Source organism: Rheinheimera sp. ATLC3, from assembly GCF_059429535.1.
Map to the genome: position 1 here is coordinate 3,370,766 of NZ_CM182103.1, position 24,000 is coordinate 3,394,765.

Below are 24,000 nucleotides of genomic sequence, written 5' to 3' on the forward strand. Positions count from 1 at the left end.
TCATGGCGTTGAAATAATAGGTTTTTACACTTGTCGGCACCTGAGAAATCTGACAGATGTAAGCCGTGACTGAAAAAATGCAGGATGCTGCCACCCTATACCCATTGCTGCAACAGCTTGAACAGCTGTGTAAAGCCGAGTTTGATATTGCTGTCTCTGCACAGAAAATGCGTGATGACGCCGCTTATCGCCAACTGGTTTTACAGGAACTATCACAAATCCGCCAGCCGCAACTGGAAGCAATGCTGGCAGCGGTGCAGCAAAAGCTGCAGCAACAAGCCAACACCGACGCTAAAGCTGCTACGGCACAATCGCGCCGGCCACTGCTGTTGGCTGGCGTTGTCGTTATGCTCGCTCTGGTGTCTGCAGGCGCTTACTGGTTTAGTCAGTCACCTGCTGCAGTTGTTGCTGCACCACCAGCAGAGCCGGCAGCCAAAGTGTCGACTGCCGCCGCTGTCAGTACGGTGCCGGTGTCCAAACCCGCCGCTGCGCAGCTGTTATTTCGTCTGCATGGCTCTAACACCGTTGGCGAAAAGCTGGCACCGGCTTTATTACAAGCTTTTTTGCAACAGCAGCAGGCAGAAGGTTTTGCCTGGCAGCAGGCACAGTCACCGGTTGAGCGCATACTGAACTTTAACAAAGCCGGCACACCCCAGATGGTAGAGTTGCATGCGCACGGCTCCAGCACGGCATTTAAAGATTTGGCAAGCGGTAAAGCCGATATTGGTATGGCGTCGCGGCGGATAAGTGCGGATGAAGTGGAAAAACTAAAGCCACAGCTGGGTGATTTAAGCAAAATAGGTAACGAGCATATCGTCGCATTGGATGGCCTGGCTGTGATCGTCAACCAGAACAATGCGCTAAAAGCCATTTCGACCGAAATGCTGGCAAAAATTTTCTCCGGTGACGTTAGCCGCTGGTCTCAGCTGGGCGGCGCAGACCAGCCCATCACGCTGTATGCCCGTGATGATAAGTCCGGTACTTTCGATACCTTTAAAAGCCTGGTACTGGACAAGTTTGGCAAGCAGCTAAGCAGCAACGCCAGCCGGTTTGAGTCGAGCTCTGAATTGTCGGCAAAGGTATCGCAGGATGAATATGCTATCGGCTTTATCGGCTTAAACTACATCTCGTTTAACAAGGCGCTGGCGATTTCGGAAGGTGCAGACAGCACGCCTATCTATCCAACCCGCTTTACCATCAGTACCGAAGACTATGCATTGTCGCGCCGCTTATACCTGTATACGCCCACCGCCGCCTCACAGGTAGCAAAAGACTTTGCCCAGTTTGCGATATCTGATGAAGGCCAGCAGCTGGTCGAGCAAACCGGCCTGATTTCTCAAAACATCCGCGTCGAGCAGGTGTACCCGATAAGCAATGCGCCGCAAAGCTACAACAGCTATGCCAGCCAGGGGCAGCGCTTATCATTGAATTTTCGTTTCAGTTATGGTGATAACGAGCTGGATAATAAAGGTAAGCGTGATTTACAGCGCCTGGTCAGGTTTATGGAACAACATTCTGGCCGTCGCTTAGTGTTGATGGGTTTTTCTGATGCGGTGGGCGCTGTGGCTAAAAATGCTGAACTGGCATTAAAGCGGGCGAAAGCGGTTGAGCGTGAGCTTACCGCCCGTGGTATTCCGGTGATGGCGGTAGAAAGTTACGGTGAGATGCTACCTGTAGCCAATAACGACACCGAAAGCGGCCGTGAGCGCAACCGCCGGGTAGAAGTTTGGGTAATTTAGCAAAGCTTGGCTAAGGAAAGTGTATGTTCCGTATTCTGACCGATTTGACAAATTTACAGCAGGTCTTTGCCAGTTACAGTGCGGCTGAGGCGCTGAAAGTGAAGCATAATATCAACACTGTGATAAAGCAGCTGGGCATCCCGGATAAAGAACTACTGCGGCAAATGCGCGCCGAGGGCCTGGATTTAGCCGAGTTTGCGCCAAAACCCGCTGTATCTGAGTTGCCAGAGTGTTCAGAGACGGTGCTACGCAGCCATATGCGGTCGCTGTTTTTATCTGCGCAAAAGTTGTCTGCCGCGATACAGGCGTTAAACCTGGCGCAGCAAAGCAGCGTGCGGGAGCAGCTTGAGTTTGCTTGCACAGCGCTGCGCTTACCGTCAGAGCAACTGCTACAGCGGATGGCCGAGCAGGGGCTAACACTGGAAAAGCTCGGGCTGGTTGAACCGGCAACAGATCCGCTGGCTGCGGTACGCCAGCGGCTGGCTGGCGCTTTAACCGCCGACACTCAAACGACGGCACCAGACGCGTCACAACAGGATAGCCTGAATCAGATCAGACAGCGGCTGCGCGGGTTAACAGCCGACAATGCCCAGCCAGAACAGCAAATAGCCGCCGGGGAAAACATTGTCAGTCTGCAGCAGGCGGTTGCCAGAATCGCGAACCGGCGCTGAGTGAGTGCTGTAATAAATCAGTCACAGTAACCTCTTATGATGCTCAGCTGTCAGGAAGACACTTAACGCCAATGAAGGTGCGGGCATAAACTTGTATTACTCAGGCTGATGTTTTGGGATTAAGTGATTTTCATCGCAATGAATTACTGCGCATCTTGCAGCATAAGCTGCTCACGCCGTTGTTTCAGCCTCTGGTTACATTAACAAACGGCCAGATCTGGGGATATGAAGCGCTGATCCGCGGCCCGTCAGATAGTGCCCTGCACTCACCCATATTACTGTTTAAAACGGCACTGGCGTTTGATTTGCTGGAACCTTTGGAGATGCTGTGCCGTGAGCTTAGCATCAATGCCTTTGCTGAGGCGGCGGTAGAAGGTTTTCTGTTTCTGAATGTAAACCCTAAATTGCTGCTGACTTCTGATCATCCATCTGGTTTAACCAAACGTTTTATCCAGCAGGCCGGTTTGCAGCCTGATCGCATCGTTATTGAGCTGTCTGAACAGTTTCAGGTAGAAGACACTGAGCTGTTTATCAGCGCGGTAAAACATTACCGTGAGTTCGGTTTTAAAGTGGCAATAGATGATTTAGGCAGCGGCTTTTCAGGCCTGAAGCTGTGGTCTGAGCTACAGCCAGACATTGTGAAAATTGACCGTTACTTTATTGACCAGTTACACCGCGACCCGATAAAAAAAGCCTTCGTTAAAAACATTATTGAAATTGCTAAAAATACCGGCTCCAGCATAGTGGCCGAAGGTATTGAAACCAGCGAAGAACTGATTACCTGTAAAGAACTGGGCGCCGAATTGGGGCAGGGCTATCTGCTTGGCCGGCCTGAGGCCGAATGCCGTGATGTGTCGGCCAAGGCGGCGCAGCTGCTACGAATTGAAAAAAGTTTGCCCTTTAATGAGTCGCTTGAACCGGTGATCAGTAAAGTTGCGGCAGTGGATGAGCAAACCCCCGCCAAGCAGGTGGCGTTGATGTTTGCCAATGATAAAAATTTGCCCTGTGTTGCGGTGGTTGATGCCTGGCAGCAACCGGTAGGCATTGTTAGCAAAAGCATGATCAACGAGCGTTTTTCGCATCAGTTTGGCCGTGCTTTATATGAAAAAAAGGCCATTAAGCACTGTATGGAGCAGGCGCCGGTAGTGGTAGAGCGTAAACTGTCGATGGATAATGTCAGCGCTATTTTAAGTGCTGAAGCGAATGAAGATGCCAGTTTGTATTTTATCGTCACCGACAACGGTAAGTACTATGGCCTGGGCTCGGTTCGCAAGGTGTTGCGCCAGATCAGCGAGCATAAAATTCAGTTGGCGCGCTACGCTAACCCTCTGACATTATTGCCCGGCAATGTGCCGATTAATACGCAGATTGATAAACTGTTGCAGCAGGAACAAAGCTTTACCATCGCCTATATCGACATAGATAATTTTAAGCCGTACAACGATCAGTACGGCTACAGCAAGGGCGATTTGGTCATTGAATTGTTGGCGCAGATTATTCAAAGCGAATCTGACACCGTAGCTGATTTTATTGGTCATATCGGTGGTGATGATTTTATTGTGCTGTTTGGCAGCGACCAGGCTGAAGCCACCTCCGCGCTGATTTTGAAGCGCTTTGAGCAGCGGGTAAAACACTATTACCTGCCCGAACATGTGCAACAGGGCGGGTTCAGCGCGATGGACCGGCTGGGTGTGGCATCATTTTATCCGTTAATTACGTTATCGATTGGGCTGGCAACACCAGATCCACTGCTCTGCCGCAGCCATCATGATGTGGCAGCGCTGGCGTCTGCCGCAAAACAGCAAGCGAAGAAGCAAACCGGTTCCAGCATTTTCGTTAATAAAAGACGCTCCCCCGATAACTGCCAAAACGGCCTGAATACTGTATTACCCGAGACTGATTTCGCTTAAATGATTTTGAATATGCAGGTAATGGGCGTTGTAATACTGGGCTTTGGTTAAATTGCCATAGGCAAAATGCGGTGCCAGTTCACCTTGCCAGGCAATAAACTGAGATATCTCAGCAATAAGTTCAGCCATTGCAACATCGTTGGGCACCGCTTTTATCAGTGCCGGTGCACCGGGAATGGCTTCGTCCAGCGGGTGTGTCATACTGCCGCTGGCTGTAAACACATTTAACGCCGCCGCCCCTGCGGTATATTGGAATAGCGCTGACTTTGCTTGCGGGTAACCCAGGCGCGAGTAGCGAATGCTCTGTGCCAGATGCTGCAAAATCATACTGACGCTCCAGTTACCACTGCTAAATAGCTTATCCGGCGGTAAACGTTTTAGCTGTGTTAACAGCTCGTCCAGCGGACAATGCCGTGCCATGGCAACCGTTTTTACACCTGCAAAAACAACAACCGGCGTAATCAGCGCGGCCTGCAAAAATTTACGTCTGTTCATTGTATTAGTCTGCGAAGCTAACCCAGGGCTTAGCTGCTAATGTAACAGCATCAGGTGCTGCTAAGCGATAGTTTGCTTAGCGCAAATCAGCTTGCAGCAATAAACTTAAACACAGTCAGGGGTTTTCGCTTTGCAAAGCGCAAGCAATTGGCTAACATCTGGCCATGACTGAGACCGGCGCTAATCAACCGCATTTCTGGCAGGTATCCAGAGAAAACCAGACTTATACCGAGCTGTGTAATGCTTTGTATGAGCGTGAACTGCTGCGTTTATCTCAGCTAAGTACCGAGCAGTTATTACGCTTACCCAACCGCTTGGCCAGCTTGCCGTTTTATATCCGCCGCGCCGCAACCAATATACTGCAGCAACACTCAACGCTGGAGCTTGACAGCCAGAATGCCTCCTGGTTTTGCCGTCAGGCGGGCACGTGCCCGGCACGCAAGCAGCAAGCCGATCCGATAGACAGCTTTTACCGGCGTTATGCTAAGCCGGGGTTGATTGTGCCTGTGTATATTACTGAGCTGACTCATGAGCACATCCTGTTGGACAGTGTTGATGAAGTAGACATGGAAGGGTTGCGCCTGCATTGCAATGAACACGGTTGGTTCAGTTTCTCCGGCACACCGCTTGAGCAGCAAAACAGCGATAAATTCCTGCTTAAGCCGGTTAAAAGTATTATGGCTGCCGCCTGCTGTGGCCATCAGTGGTTAAATGGCGATAAAAAGCCGCCGCGGTTGCTCAGCTTACGCGAACTGTTGCTGGCCAGCCGGTTAAACTGGCAGAATTTCGCCAGGCCGTTGCCAGCGTTATTACCCTGATGCACGGTTTCCCGCTTTGCATTCATCGGTTAAGGCTTCATAATAGCCGCAGCCGGATAAACGAAGTAATGTTATGCGAATACTCACCTTACTGCTGATAGTGCTGCTGGGCCTGCTGCAATACCGATTGTGGTTTGGGCAGCACAGTATTGCTGACTATTTCCGTCAGCAGGAAGAGCTGAAAAGCCAGCAGGCCAGTAATCTGGAACTTGAAAAGCGTAACCGGGTGTTACGTGCCGACGTTAAAGATTTACAGCAAGGCCTGGACGCTATTGAAGAACGCGCCCGCAATGAACTGGGCCTGATCCGCGAAGATGAAGTGTTTTTCCGTATGTTCAGTCAAAGCAGCAACGCTAAAGATAGCCCTGCCGGAGTGAGTAATGACTGATACTTCTGTGCTTGCTATTGCTGCAGTAGTACCTGCAGCAGGTATTGGCAAACGGATGCAGAGCGCAGTGCCTAAACAATACCTGAAGCTACATGGTAAAACCGTGCTTGAACACAGCGTGGCAAAATTACGCGCTGTCAGTGCTGTTAATCAAATCTGGCTGGCACTTGCTGCTGATGATCCTTATTTTGATGCCACTGAACTGACACACAGCGATATTAACCGCGTCAAAGGCGGTGCCGAACGTATGCATTCGGTGTTAAATGCATTGCAGTTTATTGATGAGCATCAGTTTCCCTGGGTGTTGGTGCATGATGCCGCCAGACCCCTGGTACGCAAAGCGGATATCGAGCTGTTGATAGCGCGATGTCTACAGCAGGGCGAGGGCGGTATTCTGGCCAGCCCGGTGCGGGATACGATGAAGCGTGGTGCATGTTATGTGGCCGAAACAGTCAGCCGCGAACATCTGTGGCATGCACTGACGCCACAGTTTTTTCCAACCGCGATGTTAAAGGCTGCGTTGCATGATGCAATACAGGCTGGTGTGAATGTCACCGATGAGGCCTCTGCTATGGAATGGGCCGGTCACAGGGTGATGTTGGTAGAAGGCCACAGCGACAATATTAAAATTACGCAGCCGGCTGATCTGGCGTTGGCGGCGTTTTATCTGGAGCAGGTAACTGAATGAAATTGCGTATAGGGCACGGTTTTGATGTGCATGCCTTTGGTGGCCCAGGGCCAGTAACGCTTGGTGGCGTTAAAATTGATTACGCCCAGGGTTTACTGGCGCATTCTGATGGTGATGTGGTGCTGCATGCGTTGTCTGATGCGCTGTTAGGTGCTGTTGCCCTTGGCGATATCGGACATCACTTTCCGGATACCGATGACGCGTTTAAAGGCATCGACAGCCGTATCCTATTGCGTAAAGTGTTTGCTGATGTATCTGCAGCGGGCTACAAAGTGGGTAATGTCGACATTACTGTTATGGCGCAGGCGCCGAAAATGGCACCGCATATCGATGCGATGCGCCGCTGTATCGCGGAAGATCTTGATGCAGATATGTCACAGATTAACGTCAAAGCCACCACCACTGAAAAGTTAGGTTTTGTCGGTCGTAAAGAGGGAATCGCAGCAGAGGCCGTGGTGCTGCTGGTAGCCGTATGAGCAGCAAAACCCTGGCGTATTTGTATAGCGAACCGACGGCAACCGCCTTGCTGCGCCAGCAGCCTGACGACTTTATTGTCGATGAAGAGCTAAACTTTACCCCCAGCGGCGCCGGTGAACACGTGCTGCTGCATATCGAAAAAAACGGCCAGAATACTCAGTTTGTGGCAAAGCAACTGGCAGAAATTACCGGTTTGCGTGCCCGGGATATCAGTTATGCCGGTTTAAAAGACCGCCATGCCGTTACACGGCAATGGTTTTGCTTTAAATGGCCAATAAAACAGGCGCTTGACTGGCAAAGCTGGCAACTGACCGGTTGTACCATTCTCAGTATGCAGCGGCATTACCGTAAACTGCGGCTTGGCGCATTAAGGGCAAACCGCTTTACGATACGGCTACGCCAGGTATCTGATTGCAACGAGGTGTTGCAGCGTGCTGACAAGCTGAAACAAGGCGTGCCAAATTATTATGGTGAACAGCGTTTTGGTATTAACGGCGGCAATTTAACATTGGCACAGCAGCTGTTTGCCGGTGGTAGTATCAGTGATCGCAAATTGAGGGGGCTGGCATTATCCGCCGCGCGCTCATTTTTATTCAATCAGCAGATTTCGGCGCGTATAGCTGCGGGCCTGTTTAACACGGTAATTGATGGTGATGTGCTGCAGCTCAATGGCTCAGGTTCGGTATTTCGTACCACGCAGGCAGACCAACAACTACAACAACGCCTTGATACTCAGGATGTGCATATTACCGCCGTGCTGGCAGGATTAGGGGAGCCGATGGTAAGTGCAGCGGCGGCTGAGTTTGAACAACATGCGCTGTTACCTTACCATGCTTTAGTCAGCGGGCTTGAAGATTACCGCTTAAAAGCCGAGCGACGGGCAATACGTTTGCTGGCGCAGCAGCTGACAATGCAACAGCAGGGCGAAGACATGGTATTGAGCTTTGCGCTACCGGCGGGGTGTTTCGCCACCAGCGTGCTGCGCGAGCTGGTTAATTATCGTGACTGCGGCCGTCAGACGGCAGACATGGAGTGAAAGATGCGGATTTTACTAAGTAATGATGACGGCGTGCATGCTAAAGGTATGCAAGTATTGCAACAGGCGTTATGCCAAATCGCTGATGTGACCACCGTTGGCCCTGATCGTAATTGCAGTGGCGCCAGTAATTCGTTAACACTGATAAACCCGCTGCGTGTGCAGCAGATGGAGAATGGCTTTTTATCAGTAAATGGCACACCTACCGATTGCGTGCATCTTGCTATCAGCCAGCTGCTGGATTTTACGCCGGATTTAGTCGTCGCCGGTATCAACCATGGCGCTAATCTGGGCGACGATGTGCTTTACTCAGGCACCGTCGCCGCAGCGACTGAAGGCCGCCATCTGGGGCTGCCGGCCATTGCGGTGTCATTAGCCGGACGTGAAGAAGAACATTTCGCCACTGCGGCCTACGTGACAGTGCAGGTAATTAAAAAGCTTAAATCGCACCCGTTGCCGGCAGATCAGATCCTGAATATCAATGTACCTTCAGTATCAATAGAACAGCTAAAAGGTATTCAGGTTACCCGTCTGGGGCGCCGGCACAAAGCCGAAACCATGACCAGTGCCACAGATCCCTGGGGCCGTAAAATATATTGGTATGGCTCGTTAGGGCCAGAGCTGGACGCCGGTGAGGGCACAGATTTTCACGCAGTGGCAAATGGTTATGCGTCCATTACGCCGCTGCAGATAGATATGTCAGCTTATAAAAGCATGGACAGATTACAACAATGGCTAGAGGGGATACGTTTGTAGTATGGCCGTCGCAACTTCACGCAGCGCCGCGGTACTGGCGCAAAAACTTCAAAGCGAAGGCATCTCGCAGCAGCAGGTACTCAATGCTATCGCCAGTACACCAAGGCATATTTTTGTCGAAGCGGTGTTAGCACATAAAGCTTATGAAAACACGGCTTTACCGATTGGGCAGGGCCAGACGATTTCGCAGCCTTATATTGTTGCCCGTATGACCGAACTGCTGCTTGAAGATAAAGCACCCGGAAAAATACTCGAAATTGGCACCGGCTCGGGTTATCAGACAGCCATCCTGGCGCGGTTATTTTCTCATGTCTGTAGTGTGGAGCGTATTAAAGCGCTGCAGTTTCAGGCAAAACGCCGCTTGCAACAGCTTGATTTACACAACGTGTCGATGAAACATGGCGATGGTTGGCAAGGCTGGCCCAGTAAGGCACCCTTTGACAGCATTATTGTGACTGCTGCACCTACCGAAGTGCCGGTAGCCCTGTTACAACAGTTAAATGAAGGTGGCCGTTTAGTGATCCCTGTGGGGCTGCATGAGCAGGTACTGCGGGTTTACCAGCGTACCGGCGATGACTTTATCAGCCGCGATATCGAAGCGGTGCGCTTTGTTCCGTTGGTTCCGGGCGAGTTAGCCTAGCTTCATCTGGCGTTAACATACTGATATTAAACTGCAAAGCTTAACGCAGTGGCGACGTAAGGAAAGACAATGCAGTATCTGCAATGGATAATCAAAGGCCTGGCAATGGGCGCCGCAGATGTGGTTCCCGGTGTTTCCGGCGGCACGCTGGCCTTTATTCTGGGTATTTACGAGCGCCTGCTGGCGGCGATCAGTCACTGTGATTTACAGGCTGTCAGGTTGTTACTGCGCGGCCGGATTACGGCGTTATGGCAACATATAGACGGTACTTTTCTGGTATGCCTGTTCGGTGGCATCTTGCTGAGCATTTTTTCATTGGCCGGCCTTATCACCTATATGTTGCAGCATCGGCCAATACCGCTTTGGGCACTGTTTTGCGCGCTTATTATCACTGCTTTACCGCATTTATGCCGCAGTATCCGCTGGAGCAGCTGGCGTGTTGTGTTATGTTTGCTGGGCATTGCACTGGCGGTTGCGGTAGGTTCGCTAACCCCAAGAGAATTACAGCCGCAAAGCTGGATGTTCTTCGTTGCCGGTGCAGTAGCCATCTGCGCCATGATCCTACCGGGCGTTTCCGGCAGCTTTATTTTGCTGATGTCGGGCATGTACGCGCCGGTTTTGCTGGCAGTGACAGAGCTTCAGCTGGGTGTCTTGTTATTATTTATGCTTGGTTGCATTATAGGCTTACTAAGCTTTAGCCGGTTGTTGAACTGGTTGTTAAAGCATTATCACGATGCCAGCCTGGCACTGCTCATCGGCATAGTGATAGGTGCGCTTTACCGCATCTGGCCATGGCAGCATGAGCAGCGGCTGTACTCTCCCTGGGAGTATGCCTCTGCTGTCGGTCAGGCAGATATATTGCTTGCCTTATGCAGTGCACTGGCAGGAGTCGTACTGATGCTATGTTTGCTTAATCTGGAAAAGTGGTTAAAACCGCCAGTGGTAAACTCAGGGCCCAAATCAGTTCAATAAGGAGTCGGGTATCCGTTGTTCTGACAACAGTTATCTAGTACAAGCACAATACTGGCGCCATGGCGGCTATGCACTGTTGTTGCTGTTATCAGCATTGCTGGCAGGCTGTTCTTCGCGCTCTGCACCGGCTCCGGTTTCGACACTGGAGTTGCGGGAGAACTTTTATCAGCAGCGTAATCGCGGCACACTGACCGCAAGCAGCTATAAAGTACAACGCGGCGATACCTTATATTCAATTGCGTTTCGGGCAGGTAAAGATGTTCGTCAGCTCGCCGCATTAAATGGTATTGCCAGCCCTTATACCATCTACCCCAATCAGACGCTCAGGCTCAGTGGTAAGCCGGCTTTGGCACACACTAAGCCAGTAAAGAAACCCGCTACAACCAAAGTAGCTAAAAATACAAATAAGAATAATTCAAGCCAAACAAAATCAAATAGTTCGGTAAAACCGGTGAAAGCAGTTGCACCGAAAAATCAAAAGGGTTATGTTCAGGTTTCGCAGGATAAAAATAATAAAACCGCGAATATTACCCTGAATGGGAACCTTGTGCAATGGCAGTGGCCGGTGAAAGGGAAAATTATTTCTGGTTTTTCGCATCAGCAGCAGGGCAACAAGGGCATTGATATCAGCGGGCGTGAGGGTGACAGAGTGAATGCCGCCGCCAGTGGGCAGGTGGTGTACGCAGGTAACGCGTTAAGAGGGTACGGTAATCTCATTATTATTAAACATAATGATGATTACTTAAGTGCTTATGCTCATAACCGCAAACTGCTGGTTACCGAAAAGCAAATGGTTACCGCAGGGCAGCGTATTGCAGAGCTGGGTAGCACAGATGCTACTGATGCCCGTCTGCATTTTGAGATCCGTTTCCGCGGCAGCTCCGTTGATCCACTAAAATATTTACCACAATAATAAGATCGAAACACAAGTTTTATCAGGAATGGAAGTGATAGCGCTTGGTCAGCCCCAGCACCCTATAGACGTGGGAGAAAGGATATGGGACAAAAAAGTGAAGACGATGTATTAGAATTTAAAGAAGATGAGTTGGTCGAGGAAGGCTTACTTGACGATGAAGCAGAGCCGGATGCGGCCGCTCTTGCTGCGGAAGAAAGCAGTAATGATGAAATTTTTGCCCGCGATGACAGCCAGAAAGCGATGGACGCCACGCAGATTTATCTGGGAGAAATTGGCTTTTCACCGCTGTTGTCTGCTGAAGAAGAAGTGTATTTTTCCCGCCTGGCATTAAAAGGCGATCAGGCAGCCCGTAAACGCATGATCGAAAGTAACCTGCGTTTGGTGGTTAAAATAGCCCGCCGTTATATCAACCGGGGGTTAGCCTTGCTTGACCTGATTGAAGAAGGCAACCTGGGCCTTATCCGTGCGGTAGAAAAGTTTGATCCGGAGCGCGGTTTCCGTTTTTCTACCTATGCCACCTGGTGGATCCGCCAAACCATTGAACGGGCGATCATGAACCAGACCCGTACTATCCGTTTACCTATCCATGTCGTGAAAGAGCTGAATATCTATTTACGGGCTGCGCGTGAATTATCGCAAAAACTTGACCATGAACCGACGCCGGAAGAAATTGCGTCAGCGCTGGATCGCCCGGTAGATGAAGTGCGTAAGATGCTCAAGCTAAACGAGAAAATTACCTCTGTTGATACACCGGTTGCCGGCGCTTCAGAAAAGCAGCTGCTTGATGTCATTGCGGATGAAAAAGAGCTTGGCCCAGAGACAGAACTGCAGGATGAAGACATCCGTCAGCATCTGGTGGTATGGCTGAACGAGCTGAACCCGAAGCAGCGTGAGGTACTGGCAAGACGTTTTGGCCTGCTGGGTTACGAGCCTTCAACGCTGGAAGATGTTGGCCATGAAATCGGCTTAACCCGTGAGCGCGTGCGGCAAATTCAGGTAGAAGCGCTACGGCGTTTACGTGAAATCGTCACGCATCAGGGCCTGAATATCGAAACCTTATTTCAGGAATAGAACTTTCCATAACGAACAAGGCGCCTTAAGGCGCCTTGTTTTTTTGCAGGTATTGCACCAGCAATTTGCTGGCAGAGCTGATGTGGCTAATCAATAACTCGCGGGCAGCCGCTGTGTTAGCACTGCGCAGCAAGGTTATGAGCTCGCGGTGTTCTGCTGCACTGGTGCTGGCATAGGCCAGGGCCTGTTCCTGATAGCCCAGATAGCGCGATACCTGCTGATGCAATTGATCCAGTAAACGCAATAGGTGGGGTTTATCACAGTCCTGATACAACAGACGGTGAAACTGCCAGTTCAGTTCGCCACGCTGATACGCCGGCAAAGCGGTTCCGGCATCAATGCGGGCCAGCAAATCTTCCGCCTGACCAAGCCGGCTGAAGCTGATATTGGCAGCGGCTAACTGCAGTGCCAGCGGCTCCAGCTGCAGCCGAAGTAAACATAGCTCTTCGGCTTCTGCTACGCTAAACCCCGGTACCTGCATACCTGCTTTGCCATGCACCAGTAACCAGCCTTCATTGAGCAAACTTTGCTGCACATCGCGCACAACAATACGGCTGACGCCATAGTGCTGCGCCAGTTGTTGTTGCGTTAATACTGTACCGGGCGCCCATTGCAGCAGCTGAATATCCTGTTTAAGCTGCTGATACAGCTGATGCTTTTTTAACATCAGTTTTTACCGCGTAAGCTATTGATGATAAGTAAGGTTAACGCACCTGCAACTATGCCCCAGAAGGCTGATGCCACACCAAAAAAGCTGACGCCACTGGCTGTAACCAGTAAGGTGACCACTGCTGCTTCGCGGTGTTCGCCCTCAGCAGTGGCTACTGCCAGATTGGCGCCGATAGTGCCAAGCAGCGCTAGCCCGGCCAGGGCGGCAATCATTTCGCGCGGCAAAGCTGCAAACAGGGCGACAACAGTTGCACCTGCCAGGCCGGCCAGCAGGTAAAATACTCCGGCGACTATGCCGGCAATATAACGCTTATCTTTATCCGGATGTGCTTCGCTGCCGGTACAGATAGCGGCGGTGATCGCCGCCAGATTAATCGAAAATGCACCCCAGGGCGCCAGCAGTAGTGTTGACAGCGCCGTGTGGCTGATAAGTGGCGAAACCGGCGTTTGATAGCCACTGGTGCGCAGCACCGCCACGCCCGGAATATTTTGCGATGCCATTGTTACCAATAACAGTGGCAAACCAACGCCTAATAAAGCATTCAGTGACCAGTGCGGAGTCACCCAGACCGGTGTTGTCAGGCTAAGCGTTACAGCCTGATAATTAAACTGGCCCTGCAGCAATACGGTGACTAAACCTGTCAGCAACACCCATAAAATGGCGTAGCGGGGCGATAACCGTTTAGCCAGTAAGTAGCTTAAGCACATCACCCCAACCAGCAACAACTGGGTTTGCAATGAGGTAAAAATATTTAAGCCAAACTGCAGTAAAATACCTGCCAGCATCGCGCTGGCCAATGGCAATGGAATAAGGCGGGTCAGCTTTTCAAACCAGCCGCTAATGCCTATCAGCAACCCCAGTACGGCGGTAAAAATAAACACACCAACGGCTTCATTGATGCTCAGCCCTTGCAAACTGGTTGCCAGTAAGGCTGCGCCCGGCGTTGACCAGGCAGTGATCACAGGAGCTTTGAAATACCACGACAGGCCGATACATGTCAGTGCCATACCAATACCCAGCGCCAGTAACCAGGACGCCATAATATCCTGGCTGGCGCCAGCCGCTGCTGCGGCCTGTAAAACGATCGCTACTGAGCTGGCAAAACCCACCAACACTGCCACAAAGCCTGCCACTATGGCTGACAGGCTAATATCTTTTACTTGCATAACCACACCTGAACGTAAAAAGTATACCTAATTTAAAATGTATACATTTTAAGTCAAGCTATAACTGTTGTTTTAGCTGATATAACAGCTCCAGTGCCTGGCGCGCGCTTAAATCGTCCGGGTTTAGGTCACGCAATTGTTCGATAACCGGGTGCTCGGTCTCCAGCAGGCTAAGTTGCGGTGTTACTGCACTTTGGGGTGCTACAGTCTTATCAGAGACTGGTACTTGCGGCTTAGCATGCTGTTCCAGTTCCAGTAGTTTATGCTGTGCGCGCTGAATAACCGGCTTAGGTACGCCAGCCAGCTGGGCAACCTGCAAACCAAAGCTTTTACTGGCCGCACCTTCCTGAATATGGTGCATAAACACGATATCATCGCCGTGTTCGACGGCATCCAGGTGCACATTCGCCAACCCGGGCAATTGCTCAGCCAGTTCAGTCAGTTCAAAGTAGTGGGTGGCGAACAGGGTTTGGGCTTTGATTTTTGTTGCCAGATAATCAGCACAGGCCCAGGCCAGGCTCAGGCCATCATAGGTACTGGTACCGCGGCCTATTTCATCCATCAGTACCAGGCTTTGTTCGGTGGCATGATGCAAAATAGTGGCGGTTTCGGTCATTTCCACCATAAAGGTTGAGCGGCCGGAAGCTAAATCGTCTGATGCACCAATACGGGTAAAAATACGATCTACCGGGCTGATGCTGGCACTTTGCGCCGGTACAAAACAGCCAATATACGCCATTAACACAATAAGTGCGGTCTGGCGCATATAGGTTGATTTACCGCCCATATTAGGGCCGGTAATCATCAGCATGCGCCGTGTGCTATTGAGTGTTAACGGGTTAGCGATAAAAGGCTCGGTCAGCACCTGCTCTACCACCGGGTGCCGCGCTTGTTCCAGCACGATGCCGGTCGTGGTTGTCAGCGTTGGCCGGCAGTAGTTTAAGCTGTCAGCCCGTTCGGCAAAGGTGCAAAGTACATCAAGCTCTGCCAGCGCCTGTGCCAGCTGTTGCAGCTGCGCCAGATAGGGCGCCGTCAAATCAAACAACTGCTCGTATAGCTGCTTTTCCAGTGCCAGTGCTTTACTCTGACTACCCAGCACTTTGTCTTCGTATTCTTTTAGTTCAGGAATGATGTAGCGTTCATTGTTCTTCAGTGTCTGGCGGCGCACGTATTCAGCCGGCACTTTGGTATCAGCACTGCGGCCGGTTTCGATGTAATAGCCATGTATTTTATTAAAGCCGACTTTCAGCGAGGCTATGCCGGTACGCTCGCGCTCGCGCTGTTCCAGCTGTTCAAGATAATCGGTGGCGCCTGTTGCCAGCGCGCGCCACTGGTCCAGTTCTGCATGATACCCCGGCGCTATAACACCACCGTCGCGGATCAGCACCGGCGGCGTGTCGACAATAGCCCGCTGTAGCAGCTCATAAAGCTCTGGTAGCGGCTTGGCTGCCTGGCTGATTTGCACCAGCTGAGCTGCATTTAACTGAGCCAATGCCGGCGCAAGTTCCGGCAGTTGCTGCAGCGCCTGGCGCAGGCGGGCGAAATCACGCGGGCGTGCACTTCGCAGTGCCAGCCTGGCAATAACCCGCTCGATATCGCCAATCTGTTTTAATGCGCTTTGTAGCTCATCATATTCCTGGCGCAGTTCTGTTACCGCATCAAGGCGGGCGTTGACCGCCTGTTGATCACGCAGTGGCGCGTGGATCCAGCGTTTAAGCTGGCGTGAGCCCATCGCCGTCTGGCTGCGGTCCAGCACAGCCGCCAGCGTGTGTTCGTAATTGCCAGCCAGATTTTGTGTCAGTTCCAGGTTACGCCGGGTGGCGGCATCCAACACGATGTTGTCCTGTGCACGTTCCAGTGCGACGGCGCGGATATGCGGCAAAGCGGCGCGCTGGGTATCTTTAACATACTGCATCACGCAACCGGCCGCCATCAGTGCGACCGGCGCTTCATCTACGCCGAAGCTGAGTAAGTCTTTGGTACCAAATTGCTGACACAATAAGCGCCGGGCTGTACTTAGCTCAAATTCCCATACCGGGCGGCGGCGGGCGCCTTTGCGTTTTTCAATCAGATAATGTTCTGCAAAATCTTCCGGATATAACAGCTCGGCCGGGTTTAGCCGCTGCAGTAGGGCGGCTAAATCATCGCTGTTATCAACCTGGTTTAGTAAAAAACGGCCGCTGCTGATATCCAGTTGGGCTAAACCAAACTGGCCGCGTAACTGGGTAATGGCGCATAGCAGATTGTCCTGACGTTCGTTCAGTAAGGCTTCGTCAGTTACTGTACCCGGGGTGACGATACGCACCACTTTGCGCTCAACCGGGCCTTTGCTCATTGCCGGATCGCCTATCTGCTCACAAATCGCGACCGACTCACCCAGCTGCACCAGCCTTGCCAGATAGCCCTCTACAGCATGATAAGGCACACCTGCCATCGGAATAGGGGTGCCGGCACTCTGGCCACGCTTGGTCAGCGAGATGTCCAGCAGGGCGGCAGCACGTTTGGCATCGTCAAAAAACAGCTCGTAAAAATCGCCCATGCGGTAAAACAGCAGGATATCAGGGTGTTCACTTTTAAGCCCCAGATACTGCTGCATCATCGGGGTGTGGGCGCTCAGGTCTTTACTTATGGTCATACAGATAGTCTGATCCGCGGCTATTTGTGCTGATAAAGCAGGGGATTATAACAGAAGTTTTTCGCTACGCACGACGTGGCATTACGGCCGTCGGCTCAATAAAAAATAAGGCCGCATCAGCGGCCGTATTTTATTTGCTTACGCAACAGGATAAGCAAACTCAGTCAGCCCAAGTTGTGCCAGAGTGTTATCCAGGTGGCTATAAGCTTCTGCCGTCGGGCCGGGGTAAGCACCGGCTATCGGCACATTACCAAGATAGCCAATATCTTTAATACCCTCAGGCGTACAGAAATAAGCTGCCAGTACCAGATTACGCAGCCGGGCAAACGCTTTGGCAATGCGCTGAAATTGCAACGGAGTGTTCTCGTTGTCAAAGGCAATATCTTCAACAATCGCCAGCTGCTCTGTCGCCGTTAACGCCGTAAATTGCCTGTTAAAGCGTAGTTGTGCTTCATCATCAATCCACGCCAGTGCCGACAGTATCGTCAGCCGGTCGCGCTGTTGGCTGGGGTAAGGTGCACTGACCCATTCATCCACCACAGAAGGCACCTGCACCTGTGAAGCTGACGGAGAACTGCCTTCCTGTGGTACTAAAATATCTGATATCAGCGCCAGCATAGTCAGTTGTGCCGGGGTTAATGTTAGCGGCCACGGCGCGTCAGGTGGCAGGATCAGGTTAGGGTCTTTACCATAACCTTTGGCGTTGATTGCTGGCAGCTTTAGCTCTGGCCAGTGTTCGGTGCCGGCGGCTTTGCCCATTTTGCTTGCAGTGGGTACCGGTTCGCAGCCCGGTAATGCCGGTAACAGGGTACTGGCCGCAAGGGCTGCCAGCAGCTTTAATGAGTCACGCCTGCTTAAACGGTTGGTGTAAGCCGGCGAAGGGTCTCGTTGTATGTCATCGCTGGCGGTTGTATGCATAAAGCCTGGTTTTTTCATTATAATTTCCCCGCTTTTAACTGCTCAGCCAGCCAGGCGCTGTTACGCATCGCCAGTGTCATAATGGTCAGAGTACAGTTTTTATGTGGGTTAGATGCAAATACGCCACCGTCCATGACAAACAGATTCGGGCAATCCCAGCTTTGTCCCCACTGGTTGGTTACCGAGTCAGCACGGGAGCTGCCCATGCGGGTGGTGCCGACTTCGTGGATAATTTCGCCGCCTTTTTTAATGGCATCTTCTGCCGCTGGCAGCTCGCCCACTTCAGCCCCCATGGTTTCCAGAATGGCTTTGGCGGTTCTCAGGCCATGTTCGACCTGTTTAAGCTCGTGCTCTGACCATTGCCAGTGAAACCGTGCCACCGGAATACCCCATTTATCTTTTACATCTGGGTCGATATCCATATAGCAGTGCTCGTTTGGCAACATTTCGCCGCGTAGCGCAAATGAAACGTAAGCGCCGTAATGTGTGCGAACCTGCTGTTTTAGTGAGGTGCCGTAACCTTGCAGGTTACCGCTGACATAAGCTCCGGGTTCACTGAAGCGCCCGCCAAGTTCAAAATGATATCCGCGCGGGAAATCCAGCTCTTTATTCGCCTGTGCTTTATGGCCCCACCAGGGAATAAACAGGTGATTGGCAGTGTGACCATCTTCGTTATAACGCGGGCGGTTCATCAGTGCTGGTACCAGTGCTGACAGGCCGGCACCGGTAGAGTCCATCAGGTTACGGCCAACCTGACCACTGGAGTTGGCCAGGCCATTGGGATGACTGGCGCTTTTGGAGTTCAGCAAAATACGGGCTGACTCACAGGCGCTGGCTGCCAGAATAATCACCCTGGCACTTAGCTGCTGTTCTGTCGCGGTTTTCTTGTCTATGTAGCTGATACCCGTCACTTTGCCGCTACTATCTACTGTAACGGTTTTGACCATCGCATCGGTGATGATGCGCAGATTGCCGGTTGCCTGCGCCATTGGCAGTAACGAGGTTGTGGTTTGAAAGGCGGCACCGATTGAACAACCATGACCGCATGGCGTGGCATAAAAGCACGCCGCTCTGTTATCCAGCGGCTTCGTCAGTACCGCCCTGTGCATTGGTACCGCGGTAATACCATGTTTTTTCGCCGCCGCGGCAATTAATAGCTCTGGTACCCTTGGAGTAGGTGGTGGCTGCAGTATGCCCTCGCCGGACGGTGGCATATCATCCAGCCCGGTATTGGTGCCACATACGCCAATTAACGCCTCTGTTTTATCATACCAGGGCGCGATGTCATCGTACTCAAATGGCCAGTCGGCACCCAGGCCATCCCGGCTCTTGCCTTTAAAATCATGTTCGCTAAAACGCAGTGAGTAACGCCCCCAGTGGTTAGTACGTCCGCCCAGCATGCGGGCGCGCCACCACAGAAAGTCCGATCCTTCGGCTTTGGTGTAGGGTTCGCCCGGCACCTGCCAGCCACCCTCTACGGTGGAATCATAAAAACCAAAATCTTTGTCCGGCGTTGAAGCGCCCATCAGCGGTGCCGCCGAATTGGCTTTAAACATGGGTGTTTCAGTTTTCGGGTCGTAGTTGCGGCCAGCTTCAAGCAGCAATACTTTGTGGCCCTGACGCGTCAATTCATACGCTGCCATAGCACCACCGGCGCCGGAGCCGACAATCAGTACTTCGTAAGCAAAATCGTCCATCATTTCAGCTCTTTAATTTTCAGATTTTTAAACCACACCACATCGCCATGATCCTGCAAGCCGATGTGACCGCTGCTTTTTGCAGCAAAGCCTGGCCAGTTAGCAAACTTGCTTTCGGCCACCAGTTGCTGCCACTGTGGGCTTTGAATTTTTACTGAGACGGTTTGCACACCGTTTTGCCAAATGGTCAGCTGGTTGTCTTCTAGCAACACCCGTACTTGGTTCCACTCACCGGCCTTTTTATGCGAGGCGGCAGGGGAGGCAACCAGGTCATATAAAGAACCGGATAAATGGCTGGCCAGCTTGTTATCGGGGTGGCGCTCATTGTCGAGGATCTGAATTTCCGGCGCGTGAGAGTAAATTTGTTGGCCTGTTTCGTCAGCCAGAATAAAAATACCGCTGTTGCCAACCTCTGAAATCTTCCAATCCAGTTTCAAATCAAAATTCTGGTATTGTGCTTTGGTCAGAATGTCGCCGCCGCCTTTGCCGTTTAGCTTCATTGCGCCTTCTTCGATGATCCACTGCTCGCTCAGGCCTTGCTGTTTAAAGTTACGCCACTGCGACATGTCTTTGCCATCAAACAGCAGCTGCCAGCCGTTACGCTGCTCTTCTGCACTTAGCTGATTATCAGCAGCCAAAGCACTGAAACTGCTAAATGCCAGCAGTAACGCGGGTAGATAAAATTTGGTCATAACGGTCGTTCTCCTGTTGTCGTAGTGCTTGTTGTTATGTGTTAGGTCAAATGCACAGCTGGCGTATCACTTGCCAGTTCAGACGTTTTTACCGGGCCGGTGCTACCACGTAGTACCAGCTCAAATGGCAGGATAACTTTAGGCAACAGCGTCAGCTTCTGCTCCAGTACATCAATCAGCAAATTAACCGCGGTACGGCCAAACTCTTCGGCTGGCTGGGCAATGGTGGTCAGTGGAGGATCAGAAAAGGCGGCAAAAGAAATATCGTCAAAACCGGCCACGGATATGTCATCCGGCACTTTTAAACCATGCTGTTTCAGGCACTGAATAGCACCAATGGCCATTTCATCGTTTTCACAAAAAATAGCGGTAGGCCTTTGTTTGCGCTGCAAGAGCTGAGCGGTAGCCTGATGACCTGACTGCAGTGTAAAGTTACCGGGGCATAGCAGGGTTTCGTCAAACACGACGCCTGCAGCACCAAGTGCATCACGGTAGCCCGCAACTCTGTCCCGCGTCAGAGGGCTGCGAGCAGGGCCTTTAATCATCGCAATGTTGCGATGCCCCAGGCTCAGTAAATGCTCGGTCATTGCCATGGCGGCTGCCCTGTTATCCAGTGTCACAACCGGACAAGGTGCTTTGTCCAATACTTCACAGGCGTTAACCATTGGCAAGCGCGCAGTGGTCATATCTAAAGTAGCAAACGGGTCAAAGGCGCGCAGTTGGATCAGGCCGTCAGCCTGAGAGGTTTGTACCAGCCGGGCATAAGCAATTTCGGCGTTATCATCTGCCATAGTGTTGCCCAGCAGCAACGAGTAACGCCGTTGTTGGGCCGCTTCCTGCATGCCGCTAATTACTCTGGCAAAAAACACATTGGCGACGGTTGGTACCAGCACCACCAGATTATGGCTTTTGCCTGAACGGAATTTTACTGCCAGCAAATTCGGTTGATAGCCAGCCTGCTTTACCGCAGCCAGTACTTTATTGCGTGTTTTGACAGACACAAGCTCCGGTTGCTGCAAGGCTCTTGATACAGTGGCAACGGACACTTCGGCCAGACGGGCCACTTCACGGATGTTAGACATAACTAAAATGTAACCGATATCATTTTATTTGCTGTTATAGGTGAAATAGACTTAAAATGAAAGTGGTTTACGTGAAAAACTGTGACTTTATTTGTGCCTCAAGCTCATTTTTGCCGGTTTTTTAGGCTGATTTGATCGGTTTTGGTCAGAAGTTGGCTTGACAAGCTTAAATGTAATCCGTTACATCTGTTGTCGGGTGCGAACCGGGTGATGTTGCTGAGGTTTCTGCTCCTACACGTTTTTGGTATCGGCTGATAAGGATCCTGTATGGCTGTTGTTTCTCAACAAAGAATTCGCCTTGGCATGATAGGTGGCGGCGAGGGCGCTTTTATCGGCGCAGTGCATCGCCATGCCGCAGCATTGGATGGTCAGACCGAACTGGTTTGCGGTGCGTTTAGCCGTGATGCGGGCAATAACCACCGCACAGCGACGGCGCTTGGGCTTGCGGCTGACCGCGTATATGACAGCTGGCAGCAACTGCTGGAAAAAGAAGCCGCGTTACCCGCCCAGCAGCGCATGCAGTTACTGGTGATAGTGACACCAAATCAATTACATGTACCGATAAGCATTGCGGCGTTACAAGCCGGCTTTCATGTGTTCTGTGAAAAGCCTGCCGGGGTGACGCTGGCAGAAACTGAACGGCTGCACGACGTGCTTGCCGCTTCCGGCTTGCTATATGGGCTGGCACATACTTACTTAGGGTACCCTATGGTATGGCAAGCTAAAGATCTGGTCAGCCGAGGTGAGTTGGGTGAACTTCGAAAAATATATGTTGAATACCCGCAGGGGTGGCTGACAGATAATCTTGAAGCACAGCAGGCAAAGCAAGCCAGCTGGCGCACTGATCCGGCACAAGCTGGCAGCAGCGGTTGTATGGCCGATATAGGCACCCATGCTTTCGGCCTGGCTGAGTTTATCAGTGGTCAGCGTATCACTAAATTGTGTGCAGAGTTGGCAACGCATATAACAGGGCGCAGGCTTGATGATGACGGTGCTGCGTTATTTAAGACCGATGGTGGCGCCAGCGGCGTACTAATTGCCAGCCAGGTGTGCGCCGGCGAAGAAAACGCCTTGAAAATCCGCGTGTATGGCAGCAAAGGTGGCCTGGAGTGGCAGCAGATGGAACCAAACACTCTGGTGTTGCGCCCACACGGTGCGCCTGTTCAGTTGCTGCGGGCCGGCAAAGGGCAGGCGGGACTTGCTGATGAAGCACTCAAACGCTGCAGGTTACCGGCAGGACACCCGGAGGGGTACCTTGAAGCCATGGCGAATCTGTACCGTGATTTTGCCACGGCAATTCGCCGCGCTGAACAGGGCACGCCTACAGGTGTACCGGGTATTTCAGCCGGTTTACGCGGCATGGCCTTTATTGAAACCGTAACACAAAGCAGCACCAGCAGTGAAAAATGGCTGGACGTGCCGGTTACCGCCTAAGCTGATACAGGAGCAAAATATGAGTATTCAGGGACCCGCCATCTTTCTGGCGCAGTTTGCTGGCAGCACAGCACCTTTTAATTCATTACCCGGTATGGCTAAGTGGGCGGCAGATTTAGGCTATCGCGGCATTCAGGTTCCCACCAACGATAGCGCGCTGTTTGACTTAACCCGGGCTGCAGCCAGTCAGGATTACTGCGATGAAATTTTGGGCCGCTGCCGTGAAGCTGGTGTCGAGATCACTGAGCTATCTACGCATTTGCAGGGGCAGTTGGTTGCCGTGCATCCGGCTTACGATGAATTATTTGATACTTTTGCCCCTGCTGCATTAAAGGGCAAACCGGCAGAGCGCACCGCATGGGCCATTGAGCAACTGAAGCTGGCAGCAAAAGCCAGCCAGCGGCTAGGGCTGACCGCACATGCAACTTTTTCCGGCGCCCTGTTATGGCATCTGGTATATCCCTGGCCGCAGCGGCCTGCCGGGTTGGTCGAGCAAGGGTTTGCAGAGCTCGCAAAACGCTGGTTACCCATTCTGGATGCGTTCGATGAGGCAGGTGTGGACCTGTGTTATGAGATCCACCCCGGAGAAGATTTACACGATGGCGCCAGCTTCGAGCGTTTCCTTGGCGCGGTTGGCGGCCACCGGCGCGCCAATATTCTGTTTGACCCAAGCCATTTTGTCCTGCAGCAGCTTGATTACCTCGACTTTATTGACCGTTATCACCAGCGGATAAAAATGTTTCATGTGAAGGATGCCGAGTTCAGACCAAACGGTCAGAGCGGCGTCTATGGCGGCTATCAGGATTGGGTGAACCGTCCCGGGCGGTTTCGCTCATTGGGTGATGGCCAGGTAGATTTTAAAAGCATTTTCAGCAAGCTAACCCAATATGGCTTCGACGGTTGGGCGGTGCTGGAGTGGGAGTGCTGTCTGAAAGATGCTGTGCAGGGAGCGCAGGAAGGCGCGCCTTTTATTCAGCAGCATCTGATTAAAAAGGTCGATCGGGCCTTTGATGACTTTGCCGGCAGTAACACAGATACCGCGCGTAACAGGCGTATTCTCGGGCTGACAGACTGACAATAACAAATACCAATAAACTCTCTATAACAAGCCCTGCCGACAGGGCGATCG

At 51.8% G+C, this 24,000-nt stretch carries 22 protein-coding genes and 1 pseudogene; 15 read left to right on the plus strand and 8 right to left on the minus strand.

Features of this window, described 5'->3' with window-relative positions:
- Positions 1-65 precede the first annotated feature (65 nt).
- The 3 genes from AC5SV9_RS15600 (at position 66) to AC5SV9_RS15610 (ending at position 4,320) form a co-directional block, all read left to right on the plus strand.
- Positions 66-1,739, plus strand: coding sequence for a phosphate ABC transporter substrate-binding/OmpA family protein (locus AC5SV9_RS15600; protein ID WP_475148348.1), 1,674 nt, complete (start codon positions 66-68; stop codon positions 1,737-1,739).
- Positions 1,740-1,762: 23 nt separating this feature from the next.
- Positions 1,763-2,410 carry a hypothetical protein gene (locus tag AC5SV9_RS15605; RefSeq protein WP_475148349.1) on the plus strand — a complete coding sequence of 216 codons (648 nt, stop codon included), beginning with the start codon at positions 1,763-1,765 and terminating at the stop codon, positions 2,408-2,410.
- A 113-nt stretch (positions 2,411-2,523) separates the two neighbouring features.
- Positions 2,524-4,320, plus strand: a complete 1,797-nt coding sequence (locus tag AC5SV9_RS15610) for a GGDEF domain-containing protein (protein WP_475148352.1) — start codon at positions 2,524-2,526, stop codon at positions 4,318-4,320.
- Here the strand turns inward: AC5SV9_RS15610 and AC5SV9_RS15615 are convergent.
- Positions 4,297-4,815 (minus strand): DUF1569 domain-containing protein, encoded by a 519-nt coding sequence (locus AC5SV9_RS15615; protein ID WP_475148353.1) that lies wholly within the window; start codon positions 4,813-4,815, stop codon positions 4,297-4,299. The genes AC5SV9_RS15610 and AC5SV9_RS15615 overlap by 24 nt on opposite strands.
- 164 nt (positions 4,816-4,979) lie before the next feature.
- On the opposite strand from AC5SV9_RS15615, the gene AC5SV9_RS15620 reads away from it, so the two are divergent.
- The 10 genes from AC5SV9_RS15620 (at position 4,980) to rpoS (ending at position 12,577) form a co-directional block, all read left to right on the plus strand.
- The gene (locus tag AC5SV9_RS15620; RefSeq protein ID WP_475148354.1) at positions 4,980-5,633 is read left to right on the plus strand and encodes a hypothetical protein; all 654 of its coding nucleotides are present in this window, start codon (positions 4,980-4,982) and stop codon (positions 5,631-5,633) included.
- Positions 5,634-5,706: 73 nt separating this feature from the next.
- The gene (gene ftsB, locus AC5SV9_RS15625; protein ID WP_475148356.1) at positions 5,707-6,021 is read left to right on the plus strand and encodes a cell division protein FtsB; all 315 of its coding nucleotides are present in this window, start codon (positions 5,707-5,709) and stop codon (positions 6,019-6,021) included.
- Complete coding sequence (gene ispD, locus AC5SV9_RS15630) at positions 6,014-6,709, plus strand: 2-C-methyl-D-erythritol 4-phosphate cytidylyltransferase (RefSeq protein WP_475148358.1); 696 nt, start codon at positions 6,014-6,016, stop codon at positions 6,707-6,709. The genes ftsB and ispD overlap by 8 nt, the downstream gene beginning before the upstream one ends.
- The gene (ispF, locus tag AC5SV9_RS15635; protein WP_134056598.1) at positions 6,706-7,185 is read left to right on the plus strand and encodes a 2-C-methyl-D-erythritol 2,4-cyclodiphosphate synthase; all 480 of its coding nucleotides are present in this window, start codon (positions 6,706-6,708) and stop codon (positions 7,183-7,185) included. Before ispD ends, ispF begins: the two co-directional genes overlap by 4 nt.
- A complete protein-coding gene (gene truD, locus AC5SV9_RS15640; protein WP_475148359.1) occupies positions 7,182-8,222 on the plus strand; it encodes a tRNA pseudouridine(13) synthase TruD in 1,041 nt (346 codons plus the stop codon). Before ispF ends, truD begins: the two co-directional genes overlap by 4 nt.
- A 3-nt stretch (positions 8,223-8,225) precedes the next feature.
- Entirely contained in the window at positions 8,226-8,978 is a 753-nt protein-coding gene (surE, locus tag AC5SV9_RS15645; RefSeq protein ID WP_134056594.1) for a 5'/3'-nucleotidase SurE, read from the plus strand.
- A gap of 1 nt (position 8,979) precedes the next feature.
- Positions 8,980-9,618 (plus strand): protein-L-isoaspartate(D-aspartate) O-methyltransferase, encoded by a 639-nt coding sequence (locus tag AC5SV9_RS15650; RefSeq protein ID WP_475148361.1) that lies wholly within the window; start codon positions 8,980-8,982, stop codon positions 9,616-9,618.
- A gap of 69 nt (positions 9,619-9,687) precedes the next feature.
- Positions 9,688-10,590 carry a DUF368 domain-containing protein gene (locus tag AC5SV9_RS15655; protein WP_475148362.1) on the plus strand — a complete coding sequence of 301 codons (903 nt, stop codon included), beginning with the start codon at positions 9,688-9,690 and terminating at the stop codon, positions 10,588-10,590.
- 76 nt (positions 10,591-10,666) lie between these two features.
- Complete coding sequence (locus AC5SV9_RS15660) at positions 10,667-11,503, plus strand: peptidoglycan DD-metalloendopeptidase family protein (RefSeq protein ID WP_475148363.1); 837 nt, start codon at positions 10,667-10,669, stop codon at positions 11,501-11,503.
- An 84-nt stretch (positions 11,504-11,587) separates the two neighbouring features.
- A complete protein-coding gene (gene rpoS, locus AC5SV9_RS15665) occupies positions 11,588-12,577 on the plus strand; it encodes an RNA polymerase sigma factor RpoS (RefSeq protein WP_226767135.1) in 990 nt (329 codons plus the stop codon).
- 25 nt (positions 12,578-12,602) lie between these two features.
- On the opposite strand, the gene AC5SV9_RS15670 is transcribed toward rpoS, so the two are convergent.
- From AC5SV9_RS15670 to AC5SV9_RS15700, 7 genes and pseudogenes are all read right to left on the minus strand, one after another.
- A complete protein-coding gene (locus tag AC5SV9_RS15670; protein WP_475148366.1) occupies positions 12,603-13,244 on the minus strand; it encodes a GntR family transcriptional regulator in 642 nt (213 codons plus the stop codon).
- Positions 13,244-14,422: pseudogene (locus AC5SV9_RS15675) on the minus strand (benzoate/H(+) symporter BenE family transporter); the annotation flags it as partial. The gene AC5SV9_RS15670 and the pseudogene AC5SV9_RS15675, both read right to left, overlap by 1 nt.
- A 49-nt stretch (positions 14,423-14,471) precedes the next feature.
- Positions 14,472-17,048, minus strand: coding sequence for a DNA mismatch repair protein MutS (gene mutS, locus AC5SV9_RS15680; protein ID WP_475148368.1), 2,577 nt, complete (start codon positions 17,046-17,048; stop codon positions 14,472-14,474).
- 138 nt (positions 17,049-17,186) lie between these two features.
- The gene (locus tag AC5SV9_RS15685) at positions 17,187-17,984 is read right to left on the minus strand and encodes a gluconate 2-dehydrogenase subunit 3 family protein (RefSeq protein ID WP_475148370.1); all 798 of its coding nucleotides are present in this window, start codon (positions 17,982-17,984) and stop codon (positions 17,187-17,189) included.
- Entirely contained in the window at positions 17,984-19,666 is a 1,683-nt protein-coding gene (locus AC5SV9_RS15690; RefSeq protein WP_475148371.1) for a GMC family oxidoreductase, read from the minus strand. The genes AC5SV9_RS15685 and AC5SV9_RS15690 overlap by 1 nt, the downstream gene beginning before the upstream one ends.
- Positions 19,663-20,355, minus strand: coding sequence for a 3-keto-disaccharide hydrolase (locus tag AC5SV9_RS15695; protein ID WP_475148372.1), 693 nt, complete (start codon positions 20,353-20,355; stop codon positions 19,663-19,665). The genes AC5SV9_RS15690 and AC5SV9_RS15695 overlap by 4 nt, the downstream gene beginning before the upstream one ends.
- A gap of 41 nt (positions 20,356-20,396) precedes the next feature.
- Complete coding sequence (locus AC5SV9_RS15700) at positions 20,397-21,437, minus strand: LacI family DNA-binding transcriptional regulator (RefSeq protein WP_475148374.1); 1,041 nt, start codon at positions 21,435-21,437, stop codon at positions 20,397-20,399.
- 267 nt (positions 21,438-21,704) lie between these two features.
- Here AC5SV9_RS15700 and AC5SV9_RS15705 point away from each other — a divergent pair, with 267 nt between their 5' ends.
- Positions 21,705-22,871 (plus strand): Gfo/Idh/MocA family protein, encoded by a 1,167-nt coding sequence (locus tag AC5SV9_RS15705; protein ID WP_475148375.1) that lies wholly within the window; start codon positions 21,705-21,707, stop codon positions 22,869-22,871.
- 19 nt (positions 22,872-22,890) lie between these two features.
- On the plus strand, positions 22,891-23,946 hold the full coding sequence (locus AC5SV9_RS15710; protein ID WP_475148377.1) for a sugar phosphate isomerase/epimerase family protein: 1,056 nt from the start codon (positions 22,891-22,893) through the stop codon (positions 23,944-23,946).
- Positions 23,947-24,000 lie beyond the last annotated feature (54 nt).

Coding starts and splice junctions, on each gene's coding strand:
- AC5SV9_RS15615 (WP_475148353.1), bottom strand. CDS start 4,815: ATGAACAGACGTAAATTTTTGCAGGCCGCGCTGATTACGCCGGTTGTT.
- AC5SV9_RS15705 (WP_475148375.1), top strand. CDS start 21,705: ATGGCTGTTGTTTCTCAACAAAGAATTCGCCTTGGCATGATAGGTGGC.
- AC5SV9_RS15700 (WP_475148374.1), bottom strand. CDS start 21,437: ATGTCTAACATCCGTGAAGTGGCCCGTCTGGCCGAAGTGTCCGTTGCC.
- ispD (WP_475148358.1), top strand. CDS start 6,014: ATGACTGATACTTCTGTGCTTGCTATTGCTGCAGTAGTACCTGCAGCA.
- rpoS (WP_226767135.1), top strand. CDS start 11,588: ATGGGACAAAAAAGTGAAGACGATGTATTAGAATTTAAAGAAGATGAG.
- truD (WP_475148359.1), top strand. CDS start 7,182: ATGAGCAGCAAAACCCTGGCGTATTTGTATAGCGAACCGACGGCAACC.
- surE (WP_134056594.1), top strand. CDS start 8,226: ATGCGGATTTTACTAAGTAATGATGACGGCGTGCATGCTAAAGGTATG.
- AC5SV9_RS15605 (WP_475148349.1), top strand. CDS start 1,763: ATGTTCCGTATTCTGACCGATTTGACAAATTTACAGCAGGTCTTTGCC.
- AC5SV9_RS15710 (WP_475148377.1), top strand. CDS start 22,891: ATGAGTATTCAGGGACCCGCCATCTTTCTGGCGCAGTTTGCTGGCAGC.
- AC5SV9_RS15690 (WP_475148371.1), bottom strand. CDS start 19,666: ATGATGGACGATTTTGCTTACGAAGTACTGATTGTCGGCTCCGGCGCC.
- AC5SV9_RS15685 (WP_475148370.1), bottom strand. CDS start 17,984: ATGAAAAAACCAGGCTTTATGCATACAACCGCCAGCGATGACATACAA.
- AC5SV9_RS15620 (WP_475148354.1), top strand. CDS start 4,980: ATGACTGAGACCGGCGCTAATCAACCGCATTTCTGGCAGGTATCCAGA.
- ispF (WP_134056598.1), top strand. CDS start 6,706: ATGAAATTGCGTATAGGGCACGGTTTTGATGTGCATGCCTTTGGTGGC.
- AC5SV9_RS15650 (WP_475148361.1), top strand. CDS start 8,980: ATGGCCGTCGCAACTTCACGCAGCGCCGCGGTACTGGCGCAAAAACTT.
- AC5SV9_RS15655 (WP_475148362.1), top strand. CDS start 9,688: ATGCAGTATCTGCAATGGATAATCAAAGGCCTGGCAATGGGCGCCGCA.
- mutS (WP_475148368.1), bottom strand. CDS start 17,048: ATGACCATAAGTAAAGACCTGAGCGCCCACACCCCGATGATGCAGCAG.
- AC5SV9_RS15670 (WP_475148366.1), bottom strand. CDS start 13,244: ATGTTAAAAAAGCATCAGCTGTATCAGCAGCTTAAACAGGATATTCAG.
- ftsB (WP_475148356.1), top strand. CDS start 5,707: ATGCGAATACTCACCTTACTGCTGATAGTGCTGCTGGGCCTGCTGCAA.
- AC5SV9_RS15695 (WP_475148372.1), bottom strand. CDS start 20,355: ATGACCAAATTTTATCTACCCGCGTTACTGCTGGCATTTAGCAGTTTC.